The sequence below is a fragment of the Cereibacter sp. Soil_C_27 genome (genome assembly GCF_057657095.1).
In genome coordinates this window covers 728866-746691 of sequence record NZ_JBDGJD010000002.1, presented here as the reverse complement: position 1 = coordinate 746691, position 17826 = coordinate 728866, and the positions used below count along the sequence as shown (strand labels likewise).

Annotated in this window: 26 protein-coding genes; 18 read left to right on the top strand and 8 right to left on the bottom strand. The window is 62.0% G+C overall.

The features are described from left to right. Positions 1 to 4 precede the first annotated feature (4 nt). The 11 genes from AC3A5Z_RS10590 to AC3A5Z_RS10540 all read left to right on the top strand — a co-directional run bounded on the left by AC3A5Z_RS10590 (position 5) and on the right by AC3A5Z_RS10540 (position 7471). Positions 5 to 628: a DUF1376 domain-containing protein gene (locus AC3A5Z_RS10590; RefSeq protein ID WP_487519313.1), complete on the top strand. Its 624-nt coding sequence runs from the start codon at positions 5 to 7 to the stop codon at positions 626 to 628. A gap of 195 nt (positions 629 to 823) precedes the next feature. After that, complete coding sequence (locus AC3A5Z_RS10585; RefSeq protein ID WP_487519312.1) at positions 824 to 1441, top strand: hypothetical protein; 618 nt, start codon at positions 824 to 826, stop codon at positions 1439 to 1441. 50 nt (positions 1442 to 1491) lie between these two features. Then, the gene (locus tag AC3A5Z_RS10580) at positions 1492 to 2022 is read left to right on the top strand and encodes a hypothetical protein (RefSeq protein WP_487519311.1); all 531 of its coding nucleotides are present in this window, start codon (positions 1492 to 1494) and stop codon (positions 2020 to 2022) included. 249 nt (positions 2023 to 2271) lie between these two features. Then, positions 2272 to 3339, top strand: a complete 1068-nt coding sequence (locus AC3A5Z_RS10575) for a phospholipase D family protein (protein ID WP_487519310.1) — start codon at positions 2272 to 2274, stop codon at positions 3337 to 3339. A 201-nt stretch (positions 3340 to 3540) separates the two neighbouring features. After that, on the top strand, positions 3541 to 4260 hold the full coding sequence (locus AC3A5Z_RS10570) for a hypothetical protein (protein WP_487519309.1): 720 nt from the start codon (positions 3541 to 3543) through the stop codon (positions 4258 to 4260). A 149-nt stretch (positions 4261 to 4409) separates the two neighbouring features. Further along, entirely contained in the window at positions 4410 to 5045 is a 636-nt protein-coding gene (locus tag AC3A5Z_RS10565) for a hypothetical protein (protein ID WP_487519308.1), read from the top strand. Positions 5046 to 5074: 29 nt separating this feature from the next. Next, positions 5075 to 5314 (top strand): hypothetical protein, encoded by a 240-nt coding sequence (locus AC3A5Z_RS10560; protein ID WP_487519307.1) that lies wholly within the window; start codon positions 5075 to 5077, stop codon positions 5312 to 5314. Then, entirely contained in the window at positions 5311 to 5613 is a 303-nt protein-coding gene (locus tag AC3A5Z_RS10555) for a hypothetical protein (RefSeq protein ID WP_487519306.1), read from the top strand. The genes AC3A5Z_RS10560 and AC3A5Z_RS10555 overlap by 4 nt, the downstream gene beginning before the upstream one ends. Before the next feature lie 8 nt (positions 5614 to 5621). Continuing rightward, positions 5622 to 5939 (top strand): hypothetical protein, encoded by a 318-nt coding sequence (locus AC3A5Z_RS10550; RefSeq protein ID WP_487519305.1) that lies wholly within the window; start codon positions 5622 to 5624, stop codon positions 5937 to 5939. Continuing rightward, positions 5929 to 6234 carry a hypothetical protein gene (locus AC3A5Z_RS10545; RefSeq protein ID WP_487519304.1) on the top strand — a complete coding sequence of 102 codons (306 nt, stop codon included), beginning with the start codon at positions 5929 to 5931 and terminating at the stop codon, positions 6232 to 6234. The genes AC3A5Z_RS10550 and AC3A5Z_RS10545 overlap by 11 nt, the downstream gene beginning before the upstream one ends. 811 nt (positions 6235 to 7045) lie before the next feature. Further along, positions 7046 to 7471 (top strand): hypothetical protein, encoded by a 426-nt coding sequence (locus AC3A5Z_RS10540; protein WP_487519303.1) that lies wholly within the window; start codon positions 7046 to 7048, stop codon positions 7469 to 7471. 42 nt (positions 7472 to 7513) lie between these two features. Here the strand turns inward: AC3A5Z_RS10540 and AC3A5Z_RS10535 are convergent, their stop codons facing one another. Next, a complete protein-coding gene (locus AC3A5Z_RS10535; RefSeq protein ID WP_487519302.1) occupies positions 7514 to 7864 on the bottom strand; it encodes a hypothetical protein in 351 nt (116 codons plus the stop codon). Between the two features lie 191 nt (positions 7865 to 8055). Then, a complete protein-coding gene (locus AC3A5Z_RS10530) occupies positions 8056 to 8412 on the bottom strand; it encodes a hypothetical protein (protein WP_487519301.1) in 357 nt (118 codons plus the stop codon). Between the two features lie 145 nt (positions 8413 to 8557). On the opposite strand from AC3A5Z_RS10530, the gene AC3A5Z_RS10525 reads away from it, so the two are divergent. From AC3A5Z_RS10525 to AC3A5Z_RS10505, 5 genes are all read left to right on the top strand, one after another. Then, a complete protein-coding gene (locus tag AC3A5Z_RS10525; protein WP_487519300.1) occupies positions 8558 to 9364 on the top strand; it encodes a peptidoglycan-binding domain-containing protein in 807 nt (268 codons plus the stop codon). 112 nt (positions 9365 to 9476) lie between these two features. Then, positions 9477 to 9908 (top strand): hypothetical protein, encoded by a 432-nt coding sequence (locus tag AC3A5Z_RS10520; protein WP_487519299.1) that lies wholly within the window; start codon positions 9477 to 9479, stop codon positions 9906 to 9908. 97 nt (positions 9909 to 10005) lie between these two features. Further along, positions 10006 to 10290: a hypothetical protein gene (locus tag AC3A5Z_RS10515; RefSeq protein WP_487519298.1), complete on the top strand. Its 285-nt coding sequence runs from the start codon at positions 10006 to 10008 to the stop codon at positions 10288 to 10290. Continuing rightward, on the top strand, positions 10283 to 11938 hold the full coding sequence (locus AC3A5Z_RS10510) for a phage head spike fiber domain-containing protein (protein WP_487519297.1): 1656 nt from the start codon (positions 10283 to 10285) through the stop codon (positions 11936 to 11938). Before AC3A5Z_RS10515 ends, AC3A5Z_RS10510 begins: the two co-directional genes overlap by 8 nt. After that, positions 11935 to 12348: a hypothetical protein gene (locus AC3A5Z_RS10505; RefSeq protein ID WP_487519296.1), complete on the top strand. Its 414-nt coding sequence runs from the start codon at positions 11935 to 11937 to the stop codon at positions 12346 to 12348. The genes AC3A5Z_RS10510 and AC3A5Z_RS10505 overlap by 4 nt, the downstream gene beginning before the upstream one ends. A 19-nt stretch (positions 12349 to 12367) precedes the next feature. On the opposite strand, the gene AC3A5Z_RS10500 is transcribed toward AC3A5Z_RS10505, so the two are convergent. Then, on the bottom strand, positions 12368 to 13273 hold the full coding sequence (locus AC3A5Z_RS10500; RefSeq protein WP_487519295.1) for a hypothetical protein: 906 nt from the start codon (positions 13271 to 13273) through the stop codon (positions 12368 to 12370). Here AC3A5Z_RS10500 and AC3A5Z_RS10495 point away from each other — a divergent pair. Beyond that, on the top strand, positions 13256 to 13564 hold the full coding sequence (locus tag AC3A5Z_RS10495; RefSeq protein ID WP_487519294.1) for a hypothetical protein: 309 nt from the start codon (positions 13256 to 13258) through the stop codon (positions 13562 to 13564). The two genes, AC3A5Z_RS10500 and AC3A5Z_RS10495, sit on opposite strands and share 18 nt — an antisense overlap. Positions 13565 to 13705: 141 nt before the next feature. Here AC3A5Z_RS10495 and AC3A5Z_RS10490 read toward each other — a convergent pair whose 3' ends face one another. The 3 genes from AC3A5Z_RS10490 to AC3A5Z_RS10480 form a co-directional block, all read right to left on the bottom strand. Continuing rightward, positions 13706 to 13891 (bottom strand): hypothetical protein, encoded by a 186-nt coding sequence (locus AC3A5Z_RS10490; protein ID WP_487519293.1) that lies wholly within the window; start codon positions 13889 to 13891, stop codon positions 13706 to 13708. A 159-nt stretch (positions 13892 to 14050) separates the two neighbouring features. Next, positions 14051 to 14332, bottom strand: a complete 282-nt coding sequence (locus AC3A5Z_RS10485) for a hypothetical protein (protein WP_487519292.1) — start codon at positions 14330 to 14332, stop codon at positions 14051 to 14053. A gap of 670 nt (positions 14333 to 15002) precedes the next feature. Further along, positions 15003 to 15353 (bottom strand): hypothetical protein, encoded by a 351-nt coding sequence (locus tag AC3A5Z_RS10480; RefSeq protein ID WP_487519291.1) that lies wholly within the window; start codon positions 15351 to 15353, stop codon positions 15003 to 15005. A gap of 263 nt (positions 15354 to 15616) precedes the next feature. On the opposite strand from AC3A5Z_RS10480, the gene AC3A5Z_RS10475 reads away from it, so the two are divergent. Then, positions 15617 to 16018 carry a response regulator gene (locus AC3A5Z_RS10475; RefSeq protein WP_487519290.1) on the top strand — a complete coding sequence of 134 codons (402 nt, stop codon included), beginning with the start codon at positions 15617 to 15619 and terminating at the stop codon, positions 16016 to 16018. On the opposite strand, the gene AC3A5Z_RS10470 is transcribed toward AC3A5Z_RS10475, so the two are convergent. Further along, positions 16009 to 16209: a hypothetical protein gene (locus tag AC3A5Z_RS10470; RefSeq protein ID WP_487519289.1), complete on the bottom strand. Its 201-nt coding sequence runs from the start codon at positions 16207 to 16209 to the stop codon at positions 16009 to 16011. The genes AC3A5Z_RS10475 and AC3A5Z_RS10470 overlap by 10 nt on opposite strands. A 670-nt stretch (positions 16210 to 16879) precedes the next feature. Beyond that, entirely contained in the window at positions 16880 to 17464 is a 585-nt protein-coding gene (locus AC3A5Z_RS10465) for a hypothetical protein (RefSeq protein ID WP_487519288.1), read from the bottom strand. Positions 17465 to 17826: the final 362 nt, after the last annotated feature.

Sequence of the window (17826 nt, the reverse complement as noted above, 5' to 3'; positions counted from 1 at the left end):
CTGCATGAGCGAGATCCTCGAGGACTTCTGGGTCTACCCGCTGCACTGGGGCGACACGCTTTCGAACCACGATTGGGTGCCGCTCTACATCAACAGGCTGCTCACCTCGCGTTTCGTGGCGCGGGCGCTGGCGCAGGGCAGGCGGGCCGACATCGGCACCGCCGTGATCCTGTGGTGCGAGGCCTTCCGCCAGGATCCTGCCGGCACGCTGCCCGACGATGATCTGACGCTGGCGCGGCTCGCCGGCTACGGCTCCGACCTGGATGGCTGGGCCGAGGCTCGGGCAGGTGCGCTCTACGGCTGGTCAGTGGTGCATGTCGAAGGTGAGGCGCCTGCTGGCGACGAGCGGCGGCTCGGTCACCGCATGATCGAGAAGATCGCCGTCGACATGTTCAAGCGAAAGCGCGGGCGCGAGCAGTCACGCGATGCCGCTGCGCTGGCGCTGGCACGGACACGGGTGAAGAAGAAGCTGGTGGACATGGGCAACAGCCGGATGGCGGAGAATGGCACGGTGCTGACCGCGATCACCGCATGGCTCTCGGAGCATGGTCTCTACATCACCGATGACAATGTCCGTGCTGCTCTGGAGGTTGCGGCGGGCGTGCCTCGGGTGGTGCAATCGAAGTGAAATGCGCTGCAATCAGGTGAAATGATTTCACCGGATTTCAGCAAGGATTGCAGGTGTTTTCACCTGCGTTTTCAGGTCTCTCGGTGAAATTGCCCTACAGGACAAGACCATACAGAACCTGACAGAACATCCTTCCTGCAAGGGGAGGCGCGGCGCGGACGGAAACCGGGGTTGGCTTGGGAAAGGGGCGACAGGATGAGCGTGGAGCATGACGATGCCGACAGCGGCAAGGAAGGCAGGGCGAGGGCGCGCGAGTGCTTCGTGCAGCGCCTGACAGACGCGGGGCTGGTCAGGCCGAAGGGCATGCCGGAGGCGGGGTTTGCCGAGATGATGGCGAAGCTCGCGGACTTCCTGTCCTACATGGGCCGGGAGAACCTGATCACGCTGGCCGAGCTGGTGCTGGATCATGCCGAGGGGACGAAGCGCAACGTCTGCCCGTCCGAGGTCGTGATCCGCGGTCTGGCGCGCGGGCTGCAGGAGCGGCCTGTGACGGAGGCCCGGATCGTCACCAGCTGGCTCGCCTCGATCGAAGGGCCGCAGGCCGAGCTCGGCGGCTATCTGGTCGAGCTGCTGCGCTTCCTGCGCGCGCATGGTCGTCCGCCGATGGTGATGGACAAGCGCAAGATCCGCGAGGATGCCGAAGCGAACCAGCGCGCGATGAACCTGATCAGGGGGCGCATCGAGCGTGAGAGCGCGTCTCCAGAGGATCGGGCTTTCCTGCTCGCCTATGAGGATGATCTTCGGCGCGGTCGCGAGATCGTCTCGGCGGAGCAGGACAAGCGGGCACAGGGCGAGAAGGGGCGGGCGGCATGACACATCCGGTGGAAGTGCATGTAGACGGGAATGCATTGAAGAGGCGCACGATGACGAAGAAGAAAAATAACCGGGCAGCTAAGCTGGCTCTGGTAACGCTGAGCGCCGCGCCATGGGATCTCGGCCCGCTGACCCCGCGCCAGATCGCCGGCAAGGTGATCGAGCCGGTGACAACGATCGACCCCAAGACCGGCAAAGCCTCCAACCCGAACGGCGTGATCCGCACCCGGCGCGAGACTTGGATCGGGCGCTACCATCGCAGGGGTAACCTGACCGACGCTCAGGCCAACATCGCGATCGAGCTCTTCGAGGCCGCCGAGGGCCGCCCGGCCCGCGACCCGCTGGCGGCGATCATCCGCGTCGACAATTGCCGCGGCGAGCGCGATCCGGAGGTCGAGCGCGTCGACGCCCGCCGCAAGTTCTTCGCCATGTGGAGGAGGGTGCCCGCCTTCGCCCGCCCAGTGATCCGGCATGTGGTGCTGGAAGACCAGTCGCTGCGCAGCATGCCGGGGTGTCTGAACGGAAAGGGCGAGGCGCGGCATCTGGACCGGTTGCAGCGGGGGCTGGAGGCGTTGACATGAGGCAGCGGCTACACGTCATTGACAGGGCAGTCGCCGCAGCCCATTGCTGACCGTATGAAACTTCTTAATGAAATATCCGCTCTAAGCGAGTTAAAGTATCTAATCGACAATGCCACGCATGCGAAGCTCGCTGTCGCGTTCTGGGGGCGTGGTGCAATAAAACGGCTCGGCCTCGACAGGCCGGGTTTGACCCTAGAGGTTCTTTGTAACCTCGACTCGGGCGCGTGTAACCCATCGGAGTTACGCGAGATGATGGCCATACCGGGCCTTACTCTTAGGTCACATCCATCTCTGCATGCAAAAATCTACTGGACTGCAAAGGGGGCCGTGATCGGTTCCTCAAATGCTTCTGCAAATGGCTTGGCGCTAGAAGGCGCTGTGGCAAGTGGATGGCATGAGGCGAATGTCAGCATTTTGGATTCGGCACTGCTTGGAGAAATCGACACGCTGTTTCGTGAGCTGTTTGAAAACGGGTACGTCGTCGAGGCTGGCGACCTTGAACGGGCCGAATCTCTTTGGGCTTCCAGAAATCGAATGATCCCGACAGGCCAAAAGCTTGCTGCGAGCTTGTTCGAAGCATATGAGCGTGCGCCAGACCGCGCGGTCTGGAAAAAGACGAAAGTTGCATACTGGGCGGAGGATCTGTCTGAAGGCAGTGTGGCCTGGCTCGATGAGAAGATTACTGGAGGCAGCTTCAGTAAGAATACATCTGCATACGAGGGCTGGAATAACCGCATCGCGCCGGGTGACTATGTGATCGATTACAAGCTTGGCGGATCCAGTCCTAAGTATGGCAAGATTTGGCGAGCCACTGAGGGCGACGCAGAGGGTAGGGATCTTCGTGTCGTCCAGAAAATTCGAGAGATTGCAGTTCCGGGAGTTGGCAGCTTCACTTTAAACGCCAGCGAGGTGGCGATCTTGGCGGAGTTCGGAAGCCGACAGGCGTCACGAACGGGCAGCGCTTCAGGAGCGGTTTTCGAGTTCTCCGAGGTAATGAAGGCGATTAAGGATCAACGCACGCAGCCCTCACCCGAGGAGTTTGAGAAGGCATTGCGGCAAAACTACTCCGAGTCAGGCGATATGGGATACCGATCGCCTGTTTTTGAGAAGATGGTCCGTGACCTCGGTGGTGTCGGAGCAGCCAAGCAACTGATCAATCGCAGAACGACTGGTTTCACGAAGCTCTGGGAACTTGAACGCTTGGATCTGACGGTTGAAGCTCTGGTCGTCGATCCCAAATGGCGAGCGCTTTTCTCGGAAAAGGAGGTCAGCAACTCGATGAAGCGGCTGAAGGAGCTTGGGTATAGCTACGATTGACCGGCTGGCCCGGCGGATCCGATGAGTGTCTGTGCTGCCGAGATTGAAGCGTTGGCTAGGCAAATCCCCTCACCACTTGACAGGTCCAGAATTCCGAGGCATCTGGGCATTATCGGAGGAGTGGGCGGGAAGCCTGCCCCGACGCACCGGAACGCCCGCAGGCTTAGCGCCTTGCGGGCGTTCGGCATTCCGGGGGGCGGCATGAGCATATCGTTCGGCCTCGACACCCAAGCCTTCCAAGGTGCGATGGAGCTTGCCGCCCGCGACGCGCGGATCGCGGCAACCTGGGCGCTGAACGACACCGCTGCCGATGTGCTGACGCATGTGCAGGACCGGATGAAGGTGGTCTTCGACCGGCCGACGCGCTTCACGCAGAACGCCTTCATGGTGGTCAGGGCGAGGGGTAACACCCTTGAGGCCGCGGTGCAGGAACGGCCGTCGGTCGCGCCGCGCCACTACCTGAAGGTGCAGGAGGAGGGCGGGCCGCGCGGGCAGACCGGGTTCGAGCGTCTGCTGTCGCGCAGTCTCGCGTTCGAGGGGGTGATCCAATCGATCATCCCGGCGGACAATGCCCGCCTCGACGCCTACGGGAACTGGTCGAGGGGCGAGCGCAACCAGGTGCTGTCGGGGCTGCAGGCTCAGGGCGACAGGGCGGCGAACACGACGGTAATGTCGAAGCGCCGCAACCGGAAGCGCGCCACGTACTTCGTGCCGAAGAGCGGGCTCACCCCCGCGATCTACAAGCGCGAGGCCAGCGGCCAGATCGGCATCATCGCGGTGCTGTCCCCGGTGGTGCCGGTCTATCAGCAAAGGCTCGGCTTCTTCGACGGCGCCGCGCAGGTCTGGCACGAGAAGCTGCCGGGGCATCTGGCCCGGACGCTCGGCAAGATGATCGAGAAGCGGTTCGGATCGAGCGGGTAGGGGCCCCGGGTCCTTCCGGGCCGATCCTGCCACGCGGGTAATTCGCTCCCCGATAGTTTTGCCGCGCTTAACTTGGCGGAAAGCCTTAACCAACCGCAGCTTAACAAAGCCGGCGGTCCTTTACCACTGAACCGGAGGCGGATGTGCAGATGAACGCCACGACGCTGGCTCAGCGCCTCGGCGTGTCGAAGGCGCGCGTGTCGCAATATGTGCGCGAAGGTGTTTTGGCGGGCTGCTATGTCGGCGACGGGCGTCAGCGGCTCTTCGATCTGGATCTTGTGAAGAAGGCGCTGGAGCGCGGCCTCGATCCGGGGCAGATGCTGGGGAACGGTGCGGAGACCAAGGCGGTACTGAAAAAGCTCAGCCCCGAGGACGAGCAGGAAGCGCCGGCGGATCGTCAGGCCGCAAAGCCGAAGGTGGCGCGGTCGGATACGATGCTGGAGCCGCGGGACCCGGATCGCTACGAGCTCGCGCGCATTCAGAACGCCGAAGAGGATGCGCGCCGGAAGCGCCGGGACAACGAGCGTGACGAGGGCCGTTGGGTGCTGGCCGAGGAGGTCGAGCGCAGCGCGGGCAAGTTGATCGCAAGGGAGATGGGCCAGTTCGAAGCCGTGCTGCGGGATGGGGCCCGGGCGATCGCCGATCGGCTGGGTGTCGACTACCGCGAGGCCCGGCAGATCCTCGTGGCCGAGTGGCGGGCTCACCGCGCGCGTCAGTCGGAAGGGCTGGCGGCTGAGGCTGCCGGCGTCGCGCTCTCGGCGGCTGAACATGAGACAGATGTCTGATGGGCTTTTTGTCGTCGGCAGAAGCTGCGGTGCTGAGAGGCATCGCCGCCGCGATGCTGCCGCCGCCCGACATCACCCGGTGGTGCGAGGAGAACATCGAGTTCGACGAGCGCTCGCCGTTTCCGGGCAAGTTCCGGATCGACCGTTTTCCGTTCCTGCGCCGGATCCACGAGGTTCTGTCGCCTGAGCATCCCAGCCGGGAGGTGACGGTGCGCGGCTCGGCGCAATGGGGACGCGGTTTCCTGACGGGACCCAGATCTGCCACATGACGGACGTCGATCTCGGGTCCACGATCAGCGCGGGCGCCGGCACGTTCTCCGATCCCTACCGCACCCCTTCGATTAGCCTGACCTGGCCCGCATCGTTTAGCGGCGCGCCCACAGTAACCCATAGCCTCCGGCTCGCCGGGGATTCCGTCGTGAACCCGCAATCGCGGGCCCTGCTGCTCCTCCCGGCGCTGCCGCCCTCGAACAGTGGCTGGAATTCGGTGGCAGCCATGCGCGCCGCCAACGATGCCACCGCCCGCAACGCTCTCCTGTCCGTCATCGCCATCGGCCGCTGGTCCTGAGGTTCCTCATGCACATCACACTCCACCCCCAACGCCGCGACGACCGGCTGACCCTGCACCGCGAAGGCGACGTGCTGACCATCAACGGCGAGGCCTATGACCTCTCGGGGATCCCGGACGGGGCGACCCTCCCGCGCGCTGCCGTGCCCTGCGACTGGCTGGCGTCCGGCATCGACCGGATCGGGGGCGTCATGCATCTAACCCTGATCCTGCCGCACGGGGCGCAGGCGCCCCAGGAGACGCTCTTTCCCGAGCCGCTGGTCCTCGTCGAGGACGGGCCGGTCGCGCTGCCCGCTTATGAGCTGGAGATCTCCGATGCAGATTGATCTCTCGCAGCTGATCACGGCCGAACAGAAGGCCGCAGCAGATCTGGCCGCCCGCCGCGCCGCCATGACCTGCTCCCGCATGCAGGGCATCCTCGCTCTCGGCGAAGCTCGCTGGGGTTCCGTTTTGGCCTATCGCGACGAGCCGACCACCACCTTCGCCGAGCGGGCCATCATCGACGGCGCGAGCGTCTGGCTCCGCAACAGCCAGAACATCGCCTTCTTCGCCTGGCTGCTGGGATTGGACGATGCGGAGGTGGACACCCTGTTCACGGCAGCGATGGCGATCGAGGCGTAAGAAGCGGCCGCCAAGAGGCCGTGCATGCAACTCGGCGGTCTAACCACTTCGACCAAGCTCAATGCGTCTTGATGGCTGGTGGTAACGCTAGACCCATTTGGGGCTCATGCAAGGGCTAAGACGACCGCGCGCCCTCTGGGACGATTGCACGCGGCCTGACCGCCCGAAGTAGGCCGGATGACGGACGGCTTCGGCGGCCTTATGGAAAGCCGCACCCGAGGTATACGCTTTGGTGGGGACGGCCGCGCGCGTCTAGGGTTTCCGCGCGCGGCCTAACCAATCGAGATCTTGGGGATAACGGGATGGCTGTGGCGACCATACGAAAAGCCGCATGCGAGGTGAAGGCTTTTAAGGCGGCCGCGCGCTAAAGTGCCGAAGGGATGCGCGCGGCCCGGCCGCATGGGAACCATGGGATGCCCAGTGGCCGCGACCATCGTATCAAACGAAGGTCGGGCGAGCAGGTAGCCATTTCGGAGGAGGAGCGGCCGCGTGCCGGGGATCCCTCCCGCACGCGGCCTGACCAGATGACGCATGCTGTCCAGGGCGTGCCGCATCGGGTCCAGACCAGCTGAGCATGCTGCGCTTGATTCGCGCAACAGGGTTGCATTGAGGTGAAAGCTTTCGGGGCGGCCGCGCGCGGGATGTGCCTAAAACAGCGCGCGCGGCCTGACCGAACAAGACGAGCTTGGGGACCTGCCCGGTCCGGTGCTGATCGAGATGAACACCCCAGAGTTGATTCTGGCAATACGCATGTTGATGCACAGGACGTCCGACCGCAGCAATTCTCAGATCGAGCACAGGGACCGCAACGATGAACGATTTCGGGCTGCCAAGCTCGCCCGCTGCAGCCGCGCAGCATGAACCGACCACACCGGAGGCTGAAAGGATGAACAGGCCGATGATCGAAAATTCAGACCGAGGGATTACCCTGAACAAGCCCCTCGCCTGGTCCATGCTTGTTGCCATCGTGGGGCTCGTCTGGTTCGGCGGGTCCACAATCGCCCGGCTTCAGGGTGCCACCGAGAACCTGACCGCCGCGCTGAACCGGACCGAGCAGACGATCGCCGGGGATCGCAACCTCACCTCGTCGATCGAGGCGCGCGTGCGCGTGCTGGAGACCACGACCACCCGGCAAGACGTCAAGTTCGACATGCTGTCCCGATCCCTTGACGAGGTGAAGGGCGCCCAGCGGGAGACCAACGAGCTCCTGCGGCAGATGAAGCGCTCCGGCGGGTAATCGCGAGGCAAGTGCAGTGATCGTTTTCAGCCCGCGGCTGATTTAACAAGAACGTATCCTTTTCGTCGCGCGGTGGTGTTCGGTACCGATGCCATCAAGTCTCTCAAGGACCCGTGCTTGCATCGACTGGCCAAGGAGAAGAGACGTCTCGGCGAAATCTCTGGCACCTTTCAGCAGTGCACAATCCACGATTTTGGCTTCGGCACCGCGCGAGATGTCGCCGCGCAGCTGATCCACGTTGATCAGGAATATCGTGCAGACCTCCAAAAGGATCTCGGTTCGTTCTTTAGTCAGATTGGGTGATGCCAGTCCCGTAGGAACAAGGCGAAGCAGCGCGTCTGCCTCGTCAGAAACTGTTTTCATCTTCTGAAGAATAGAGTCGTTAGTGCACATCAGTTCGCTTTGTCCAAGTCTTACGGATGTGAAATGTGGCTGCCCCAGAGCGGAGTGTCCACCCGACAATTAGTCGGGGAGTGGTATGGATTGGCCTCGTCTACCACCTTCCTGCCTCACCGGAAGAGACAGACATGACGAGTTCCTGCGACAGATGAAACGCTCGGGCGGCGGAGGCATGCCTTCTCAGCCTACCCGTGGTCCTTCTGCGCCTCGTAAAGAACACGGTTCGCGTTGCCGCCGAGGCGCTTCACCTGAAAGATGGCATGCGTCTGAACCGTGGTGCCGAGCCACCTTGAACGATCAGTGAACTCGGCAGCCGCTTCGACCAGCGCCGGGTCCAGACCATTGTCTAGCTGAGCCTCCTCGACGGCACGCCCGAGATGTTCGACGCCGGCAAGGAACCGCGCCGAAATGTCGATGAAGGCCTCTGCCTCCTCAAGGAGCAGGTGCGGTGCGGCGAGTGCCGGCATTGCAACGTCCGCGAGAGCTCCGGCCATCTCACCTGTGATCCTCATCATCTCGAGGATCCTGTCCTTCGTCGTCATGCGGTTCTCCCGGCTGCCGAGGGAAGATCGTCAGCATCTACGGGCAGAGTCCAGAGCCTACAGAGCGGGGGGCGCAAGAAGCCCCCCCATAGACCACACCTGGCCCGCCTCTGGCGGGCTTTTTTATGCCCAAGGAGAGCAAGCAATGCAGATCAGAGACGTCCAGCAGCTGCTGGCGAAGGCCGGGCTATACCCCGGCGCCATCGATGGGGATGCGGGGCCGCAGACCATGCGCGCGGTCTCGGCGGCGCTGCAGGCCGCACGGGTCGCCGAGGTCTGGCCCAAGGGACGGCTGCTGATCGCGGCGGGGCAGGCGGTGCTGGCATCGCTCGGCCACGAGCCGGGCAAGATCGACGGCCTCTGGGGGCACAACACCCGCGAGGCGCTGAACGACTTCCTCACCGCAGCCGCGCAGGGTCACGAGATCCTGCTGCCGCGGGTGCCGGTGCCTGGCGCGGCGGAGGCGAAGGCAGCCCAGCTGCAATGGCCGAGGCAGGCCGAGATGGTGAAGTTCTTCGGCGCCGCCGGGTCCGCCCTGGCAACGGCGGGGCGCGTGCTGCTGCCCTATCCCTTCCGCATCGCCTGGGATCTGGCCGCGACCGTCGCCGGGTTCTCCGCCCACCAGAAGGTCGCGCCGGCGCTGACCTCGATCTTTGCCGAGGCTGTGAAGCATTATGGGCGCGATCAGTTCGATGATCTCGGCCTGTCGCTCTACGGCGGCTGCTACAACAACCGCACCATGCGAGGCGGCCAGGCCAAGTCCACCCACGCATATGGCGCCGCTGTCGATCTCGATCCCGAGAAGAACCAGCTGCGCTGGGGCAGGGACCGCGCCGAGTTCGCCCGTCCGGCCTATGACACCTTCTGGAACATCGTCGAGGCGCACGGAGCGGTGTCGCTCGGCCGGGCCGCGAACATGGACTGGATGCACTTCCAGTTCGCGCGGCTGTGACCGCTCCGCCCCAGATCGAACCGCCCGCGCAATGGGCAGCCCTCATCCTCTTCACCGAAACCCTCGCCGCGATGGTCGCGGCCGAGAAAGCCAAGGCCAAGGAGGCCTGACCATGAACATCGACACGATCCTCGACATCCTCCTCGCAGTCGCGGGCGCGCTGCTGCCGGTCCTCGGCGGCTATGCTATCCTCGCCTTCCGCGCCATCAAGAACGAGCGCGCGCAGAAGCTGGTGCTGATGCTGATCGAGCAGCTGCACAAGGCGCTGATTACTGGCGTCGAGGCCTCGATCGGCAGCGGCCAGACCGTGCCCGAGGCGATCTACCGCGAGGCCATCAGCTACGCGACCAGCTCCAACCCCGACCTGATGAAGCAGATCGCGCCGAAGGGCAAAGCCATGCCGCCGGAAGACGTGCTGACGAAGATCGCCAAGTCGAAGCTGGAGCAGGTCATCGCCTCTCGCGTGGGCAGGTCGCTCGGCAGCGTCGGCGGAGCGGTCTCCGGCGCGGCGGTCGATGCCATCGCCGATCGGCTTCGCAGGTGATCCACCACCGCCGCCACCACTCGCCCGTGCTCCTGCCGTTCCGGCGGCGGGCGCGCGGGGCGTTCGCGTCACTGACCATTCCCGAAAGGACACCACCATGCCGAGACACACGACCATCGCCGACCTGCCTGCTGGCTGGACGCAGGCGACCGACGCCGACGTGACCGCGATCCGCATCCAGCACAACGGCTCCTTCCAGATCCAGGTGCAGCGCGGCGGGGCCACGGCGCCGGCGTCGCGCGATGGCGCGATCACCGTCGCTCCAGGTCAGATCATTTCGGCCGACCTGCTGATCGCCGATCTGTTTCCGGGGATCACGGGCTCGCGCGTTTGGATCTATTCCAGTGTCGCTCAGGGCAGCGTGAGCATCAGCCATGCTTGATTTCATCGGGGATGGGCTCTTCCTGCGGGGGATCGGAAGGCGGCGCCGCGGGTTCAATCCTGCCAGCCTGTTTGCAGGCACGGTGCAGGGCGTGTTCTTCGACCCCAGCGACCGCACGACGCTCTACCAGGATGCGGCCGGGACGACGCCTGCGAACCAGCCGGGGCATCCGGTCGGGCTGATGCTGGACAAGAGCAAGGGGCTGGTGCTGGGGCCGGAACTTCTAACGAACGGTGGGTTTGATGATGCAACGGTTTGGGGCGCTCTGGGAGCATTTTGGGCCATCACCGGCGGAACGGCCGTGCGATCCGGGGCCGACGGGGCGACATCCTCCAACTTCTCTCAGCCAGTTCCAGTGGTTGCTGGTCGGACATACCGCCTCTCTTTCGAGATAAAACAGATCGTAAATCCGGGGGCCTGCCGCATCCAACTCACTGGCGGCACCACAGTCCAGGGACCGCAGCCGTCTACGGTTGGTGTTCACTCGATACTGGTTGCAGCGGCGGCGGGTAACAACCAGCTACAGGTGATTGCGGGAGCAGGCTTCAACGGCACCATCGACAACATCAGCGTCCGCGAACTCCCCGGCTACCACGCCACGCAGCCTGTCGCGGCATCGCGCCCGACGCTGGCGCGGCATCCGAAGGGCGGGCGGCGGAACCAGTTGGTGCAAACGGAAGACTTGGCCAATGCGGCTTGGGCAAAGAACAACGGCGCGACCATAGCGCCTAACGTGGCGCTGGCTCCTGACGGAACCATGACGGCTACCCGCGTGGGGCTTGATGTGCTTGAGACAAGCCGCCTTGAGCAGAACTCCGGGTCCTTGCCAGCGGGCACATATATCAACTCATGGTGGCTGAAATCGGAAGGTTCTGACGTAAAGGTCCGCTTGGGTGGAGCATCTGCGTGGCTAAATGAAGTCACGGTCACAGGCACATGGCAAAGGTTCTATGGCCCTCCCTCTGCCGGTCTTTATCCCCGCATCCAGAACGAGGCCGCAGGGGGTGCTAAGTCCGTTCTGGTTTGGCACCCGCAGTTTGAAATCGGCACCGTCGCCACCCCCTACCAGCGCGTCACCACCGCCTACGACGTGACCGAGGCGGGGGTTGAAGACCTCTGGTATCTCGCCTTCGACGGCGTGGACGACTTCTTTGTGACGCCCGCGATTGACCTGACTGGGACGGATAAGGTCGGGGTGTTCGCTGGGGTGCGGAAGCTGTCGGATGCAGCATTCAATATGATTACTGAATTTAACACAGGTGCAGGTAACGGGGTGTTTTACTTTGGTGTGCCAGCGACAGTAGGCCGCTACGAGTTTAGCTCTAAAGGAAACGCGGCAGTCTTTACGAGCAGTGGCTCGGGGTCTTCTTTCGCTCCTCAGGCGAACATTATCGTTGCGACTAGTGATATCGGCGGCGATGCAGCTGTTATCCGGCTCGATGGCAGTCAGGCCGGTGTAAGCAATGCTGACCAAGGCGCAGGCCCATATGGTAACTGGCCACTCTACATCGGTCGCCGTGGTGGGACGACGCTCCCTCTCAACGGCCACCTCTACGGCCTGATCGTCGCGGGGAAGATGCCGACCGCTGCCGAGATCGCCAACACCGAAGCCTACCTCAACGGCAAGACAGGAGCTTACGCAGCATGAGGGTGACGATCGCTTGTCCCGAGGCTCTGATCCCCGACGCGCAGGATCTCGCCATGGTCTTGGGCTACGGCCCGGCCGACGCTGGCACCTACCAGACCGCGAGCTGGCAGGACGCGGAAGGCAACCGCTATGCCGTGGCCTCGGCCATGGTCTTCGGGGTTTTCCTTGAGACGGCCACCACCGCGCTGGAGCGCCCCGAGTGGGACGTGGAGCCCTACTTGGTGAACATGGCAGGTGCAGCCCGCGCGCAGGCGCAGCTCGTGTTCCTGGCTGATCCCTATGCCGAGGGCGTGGTGACGGCGGCCCGGCCCGACAAGCTGGTGGCGATCCTGCATGACGACCCGCAGGCCGCCTTGGCCCTCCTGGGCGTGACAGCCGTTCCGATGCTGGAGGGATCTTGGGAGGGGTGAGCAACGAGAGCCGCAGACGCTAAAGTTCATGCTGTCGCGCTTCGCGGGCAATCTCAATGTATAGCGTGGCCAATCTTTGAAAATCCCGCTGAAGATCATTGATACAAAGGATCTCGTATCGTTCGGGCCACATGACGCGAAGGAACTTCATGGTGATGTCGGCGGTCCTCATGATCGCCAGGTGTGCCTCGTATCGCCGTCGCACCCCTGCAAGCTGCGTGAAGAGTACGAATCCGCTTTCCGGGTCATCGGGGTTTGTAAAGTAGGAGCTAGATGCCTCGATCGCGCCGACGTTCGGGTGACCGCCGAAATCGATGAACTCTTGGGTAAGCTCCTTTATCCGCTGTTCTAGCGTCGCATCGACGCTCTTTAGCGTGTGCCGCGCAGCCGAAGAACCTTTTTCGCGAAACCTCTTAGCCGCGCTCTTCGAGGAATGGCGGTGTTCCCAGCATTGGCGCCACTCGTCATTCTTCAGGAAAAGGTGAGCATAAAGCAGCGCCTCTAACGCGGGTCTGAGCACGAGCGGTACTTGGTGTGCATTCCCCGTCTGCCCAAGTACCACTGCGGTCCGCCAGTTGCTGTATGCATAGTTGATGAGACCGACAGGCCTGAGTGTGTTTGGCTTGCTCAGGTGCCGGATGAGCGTGCCCATCGCCTTATCCGCGGCGTTGATGAACATCGGGACTGGGCCATTAAGATTTGATCGCACATCATCGAGATACTCGCCGATGCCGGTCCAGACGGGCAAGTCTTCGGGTCGAAGAGGAGGGAAGCTGTTCATCGATCGGCTCACGTTTCCGGCAGCATTTGGTGGATCTGTATGCACCATACCATCCGCAACACTGATGCCCATTGGCCGCTTCGAGCACAAGCAGCCGTCGCGCATCTGATGTTCACGGCGCAACTCATGCCCTTCCAGAATCACCACCCGTTCCGCATATGTTCTACCATGTGGAAGCGCAAACCAACTATCATCGGCGACCGTCCCTGCAAGGACGATTGGTCGATCTACTGGAACGGCAAGGACGTGGGGCGGGTGTTCTACGATCCGCAGTCAGCCATGGGCGACGAGGACTGGCGCTGGGTGGCGACCGGGGCCGGCAAGCACGGGCGCACCTGCACGATGGAGGAGGCGCTGGCGCGGGTGCGGTTCGCGGTGCTCGATCATCATGGCGCGCCGAGGCCGCCGAAGAGGCCGCGACCAACGCTGGGGTAGGGGCCGACAAAAAAGGGGCGCGACCCCGGAGGGTGGCCGCGCCCCTCGAGTGACGATCCGTGCACAGGGAGGCGAACAGGGACCGTGGCCACGAAAGTGACTACTAACCTAACTCGCGCATAAAGTGAAAGTTCCGGCGCGTCACTCGCCCCGAGGGTGATCTACCCTGACAAGATCCGAGGCCTCACCCGTGCTGTGGAAATCCAGCGTCTGCTCGCTCGCCCAGAAGCCATCCTCTCGCTTCTTCTTCGCCTCCTTCATCGTTTCGGCCACTACTGTGCAGACACGGTCGTCGATGAAGCGTTCGGTCCATTCATATCGGGGCATGGGTGCCTCCATCTAGTTCAGGTCGCGCGGGGCAGTGAGGATCGGCACCCTCAGCACAACGGAGGTTCGTGTGGCCCCGCGCGAAGTTTGTAATCGTGAGCGGTGGGGAATGTTCCAGTATGGCGCCCGCCTCGGACTCAGAACTATCCTTCTAGTGCCTCAGAAGCCTTGGTGGAGGTAAAGCATCATGCCCGCAAAGAGCCAAAGCGAGGCAATCAGGATGGCCAGCGCCCACAGCACCATTGTGTCACGCACCCGGCCCTTGTCGACTTTTCTCAGCCGGGTGGCTTCTGCCCGCGACCGAGCTGCGGCACGACGTTCGCGGCGATCTTCAGAGGTCTTCTGAGTCGCCGTTACCATCAAAGTGCGGATGTCCGGGCTCAGCTTTTCATATTCCCGGCGTCGCAGGCCATCAGCGCTGTTGGTCGTATCTCTCGTCATACGTTCTTCCGCAGGCCGTTGTTCAGCGAGGCGCAGGGCGTCATGGATCAGGCATCGCCGTGTTCCTGGGGGCCCCCGCTTCTGAGACGAACATACACGAGCCGGTGCTCAATCCAATAGCTAGCCAAGAGGAGAATTTGCCTGTGGGCTGGGCTCTTGATACGCGGCCTGTCACCGCGCCCTGCGGCAGGAGCCACCAGCTAAATGAAGTAGAGCGCCAACCCCGCACCTGTCCAGGAAAGCGCGATCAGCACAAGAAGGCCAGCGTCAATTCCGGCATCATATGCCTCTGCCTTAGACCAACGCTTTTGTCCTGCCGCCTCTGCGCCGGATCTCGCAGCGGCGAGTCGGCGCGCGCGGCTCATTGACGTGCGCGCGAGGGCCGCTTCCAGGATTGCCTCAACGTCTGGGCTCGAGTCATTGGAGGTGCTCGCCGTCGGCTCGTGATGGTTCACAGGACAGGTCTCCCAAGACAAAGGCAGGGCAGCGGCCTTTGTAATGAACTGCCGACCGGTGATTAGGTTCGGCTGACCCTCTGGCTTTCTGGCAGAGAGGAGCGTGATCGCGAGCGGCCTATCTGACGTCCACGTTTCGCCCTCCGGTGGCAGCGCCTAGGCGCGAGCGAAGGATCGTCAAGATCCTCGGGTGCCTATGCGAGGAGGCACAGTGATCATGATCCAGTCCGAGACTCTCGGTTGTACCCGTGCGAATAGGTCAGGAAGGCACGGTCGCGCGCCGCGTTGCGCTTGACCTCGGCCGCCACTGCCTCGTCCATCAGATCCGCGAACTCAGTGGTCGGTCGATATCTCTGAGGCAGTCCCTCCTCCGGAGGCAGCGGCCGCGCAGCGAAGTCGCTGTCGGGTCTGCGTCTGCGCTCGCTTTCGCGCATCACCGCCATGCATAGCTCGACCATCTGGCTGTCGCTGATGTCGCCAATGTGCTCGATGGCCTTTGCCACCGGGTCGATCGTGACCTGCTGGTCCTGTGGTTGGCAGTCCTCTCCGATCTTCAGAACGGTCATCCGTGCGTTTTCCTATGCTGGGCAACGGGCGCCATATAGCCTACAGGCCGCGTATCGAGCAACTGGCGGGTTGCCCCCGTTTCGCCCTCGGTTGAAGGGATCTGGCGGCGAAATTCGGCGGCCAAAGCTTGAACGAATCTGGGGCAGGCGGTGAACAAACCGAACCGCAGTGTTCTCCGACGGCAGCGGTATAAGCTACTGTTCTGAGGTGGCCGGAACCTTCAGCATGACGCGGCAGTTGAGATTTGAAGGCGGTTTCTGAAATGAAAGTACTGATACTTGAAGACGAGGTCCTGCTGGCGGTGATGCTGGCTGACGAGGTGCGTAAAGCCACACATACGGTGCTAGGGCCTGCCTACAACATCGAAGCCGCGTTGAGACTCGCGGAGGAGTCGCCACCTGACCTTGCCTTGGTAAACCTCATGCTCTCCGATGGCGAAAGCGGCACTGAGGCTGCCGCGATCTTGAGGTCCCGGTGGAGCACGCCGACAGTATACGTTAGCGGCGGCAACCACCTCCCGAACGAGCATCGGTCCGGCGGGATAGGCTTTCTAGATATGCCGCACGGACGAGGGATTATGAGGGAGGCTCTGCTGGTTATAGAACAAATCATCGCGGGCGAGCCGGTCGCGTCAGTCCCTGCAGAGCTGACGATCTACTCATAGCGGGTTTGCGCTTCGTCAGTGGGCGCGGCGTGCAGCTTGGCCCGCACCTCGCGCAACTCCAGGAGCTTTGCGGAGACGCCCTCAAGCCGCCCGTATACTTCGCGGCTCTCGGCTACCAGCGCGGCGTTCTCGGCCTCAGGCTCGATCACGCGAGCCTGTGCTGCGGCGAGGGCTTCGGCTGCCTTCTTCATGGTGGGGAGCATCCATTGCGGCGCCCCATGGTGGGTTGGAGCTTCGGCGAAGCGCAGTGCGTTTCAGATCAGGGACTGGGAGATCATCCGGGCTCCGCGCTTCTCGGCAACCTTATCTGACGTGGCCCTTGGCCGCATAGCTGCCCGAAAGGTGTGAAATCGGGTGTGCTGTCTTTAACGAAGCGCTCCGCGGTTCACTGAACCTGCGCACGCGAGAACAGATGGCGAAAACGACGTTCCGAGGCTTAATAAAAAGCGTTCCCTGCACTAGGTTACAACAGGTTGCGCGGAATACGCTTCGTTCACATGAAATCACCCCCAGTCCAAAGCTGGTCCCGGCAGTGTCCGCTCGCTCCGGCCCATGGTGGCGTGTCATGTCTGCCGACCGCTTTTTGACCTCGTCTGACGAAACCTAGCAACTAGGATCATTGCTCAAAAATATAGTGCAGCGGGGACGGTGAATAACCGAGTGGCAGTGCCTGTCGGAGCGATGCTCAATTTGATTAACGAGAATTTCATCGCCATTACTCTGACCATGATACCTGATCGCCTGAGTATTGACTATGACGACCTAATTTTTATCCCATGCTGGGGAGGTTGATCATCTTGCCAGTTCGGAAGGATGGCAGACCCAGCGAAAAATTTAAAACTAAGTGGGCCACTTGTGACGCTAGCTTCCCGATGAAGAATTAGGAACCACGAAAACCCCTTCATGTTCCATCAGGAAGGGTTCCATCTGTATCGGCAGAGCTTCGACAAACTCAGAAAGGCGCATGTTGTCGTCAGGAAGCTCCGTGAGTACAGGACCAACGGCTCTTTGAGCGAGTTTTCTAGATGCAATAGTCCTATCGCCTCTTTTTTGTTTGGAAGTTGACTCTATTCCGCGCGGCACTGCCTCAACGTGATAGTGGCTTCGCCCCTCTTCAGGGCGCCAATACAAGTTGATGTCGTAATACAGCGAAGTAGTCGTAGATACTGCACAGCAACTCAAGTCATAAAAGCCAACGTATGTCTTCATTGGATCTGGTAGCACGCCTTTGCGCTCGAGAAAGTTGGCATTCTGAGTAACGGCGAGTGCTTCGCCAGCTTCGTGAGCTTGCCCGGGCCCCATCAGGTTAGCCTTTGAAGTCACTGAAAATGCATAAACCCCTGTCTCCTCTATTTGATCGAGCTGAAAATACTGCTCGAGATCCAGAATATGGCTGTTGAATGCCTTCGGATAGACTATCGAGCGACAGTACAGATCAGCGGACATCAGTTAGAAGTGCCTGAAGAAGCTTCGTCGAGAACTGGTCTAAGGGCGGAAAAGAGGCGAGGATAATCAATTGTACCGTCCTCTGATAGCTCCTCCTCACACCTAAGGTCATTCATTTTGCTATGATGGAGCATGTCTACCCCGTCATCAGCAACCGACAGATAATGCTTAACGTCGTCTGCTTCCCAAGTGAAGATGACAGTGTCGTCGTCCTGCCTGATAATCTTGGGAGGACGAGCCCCAGCGGCCCGACCTGCCGCTAAAACGCTCAGGCCCTCTTCCACTATGTTTGTTTTGAGGTGGAAACTGTGATCTTCTGGAAGATGCCGCATTGTCAATAACGCGTTCTCGAGTTCTGTGTA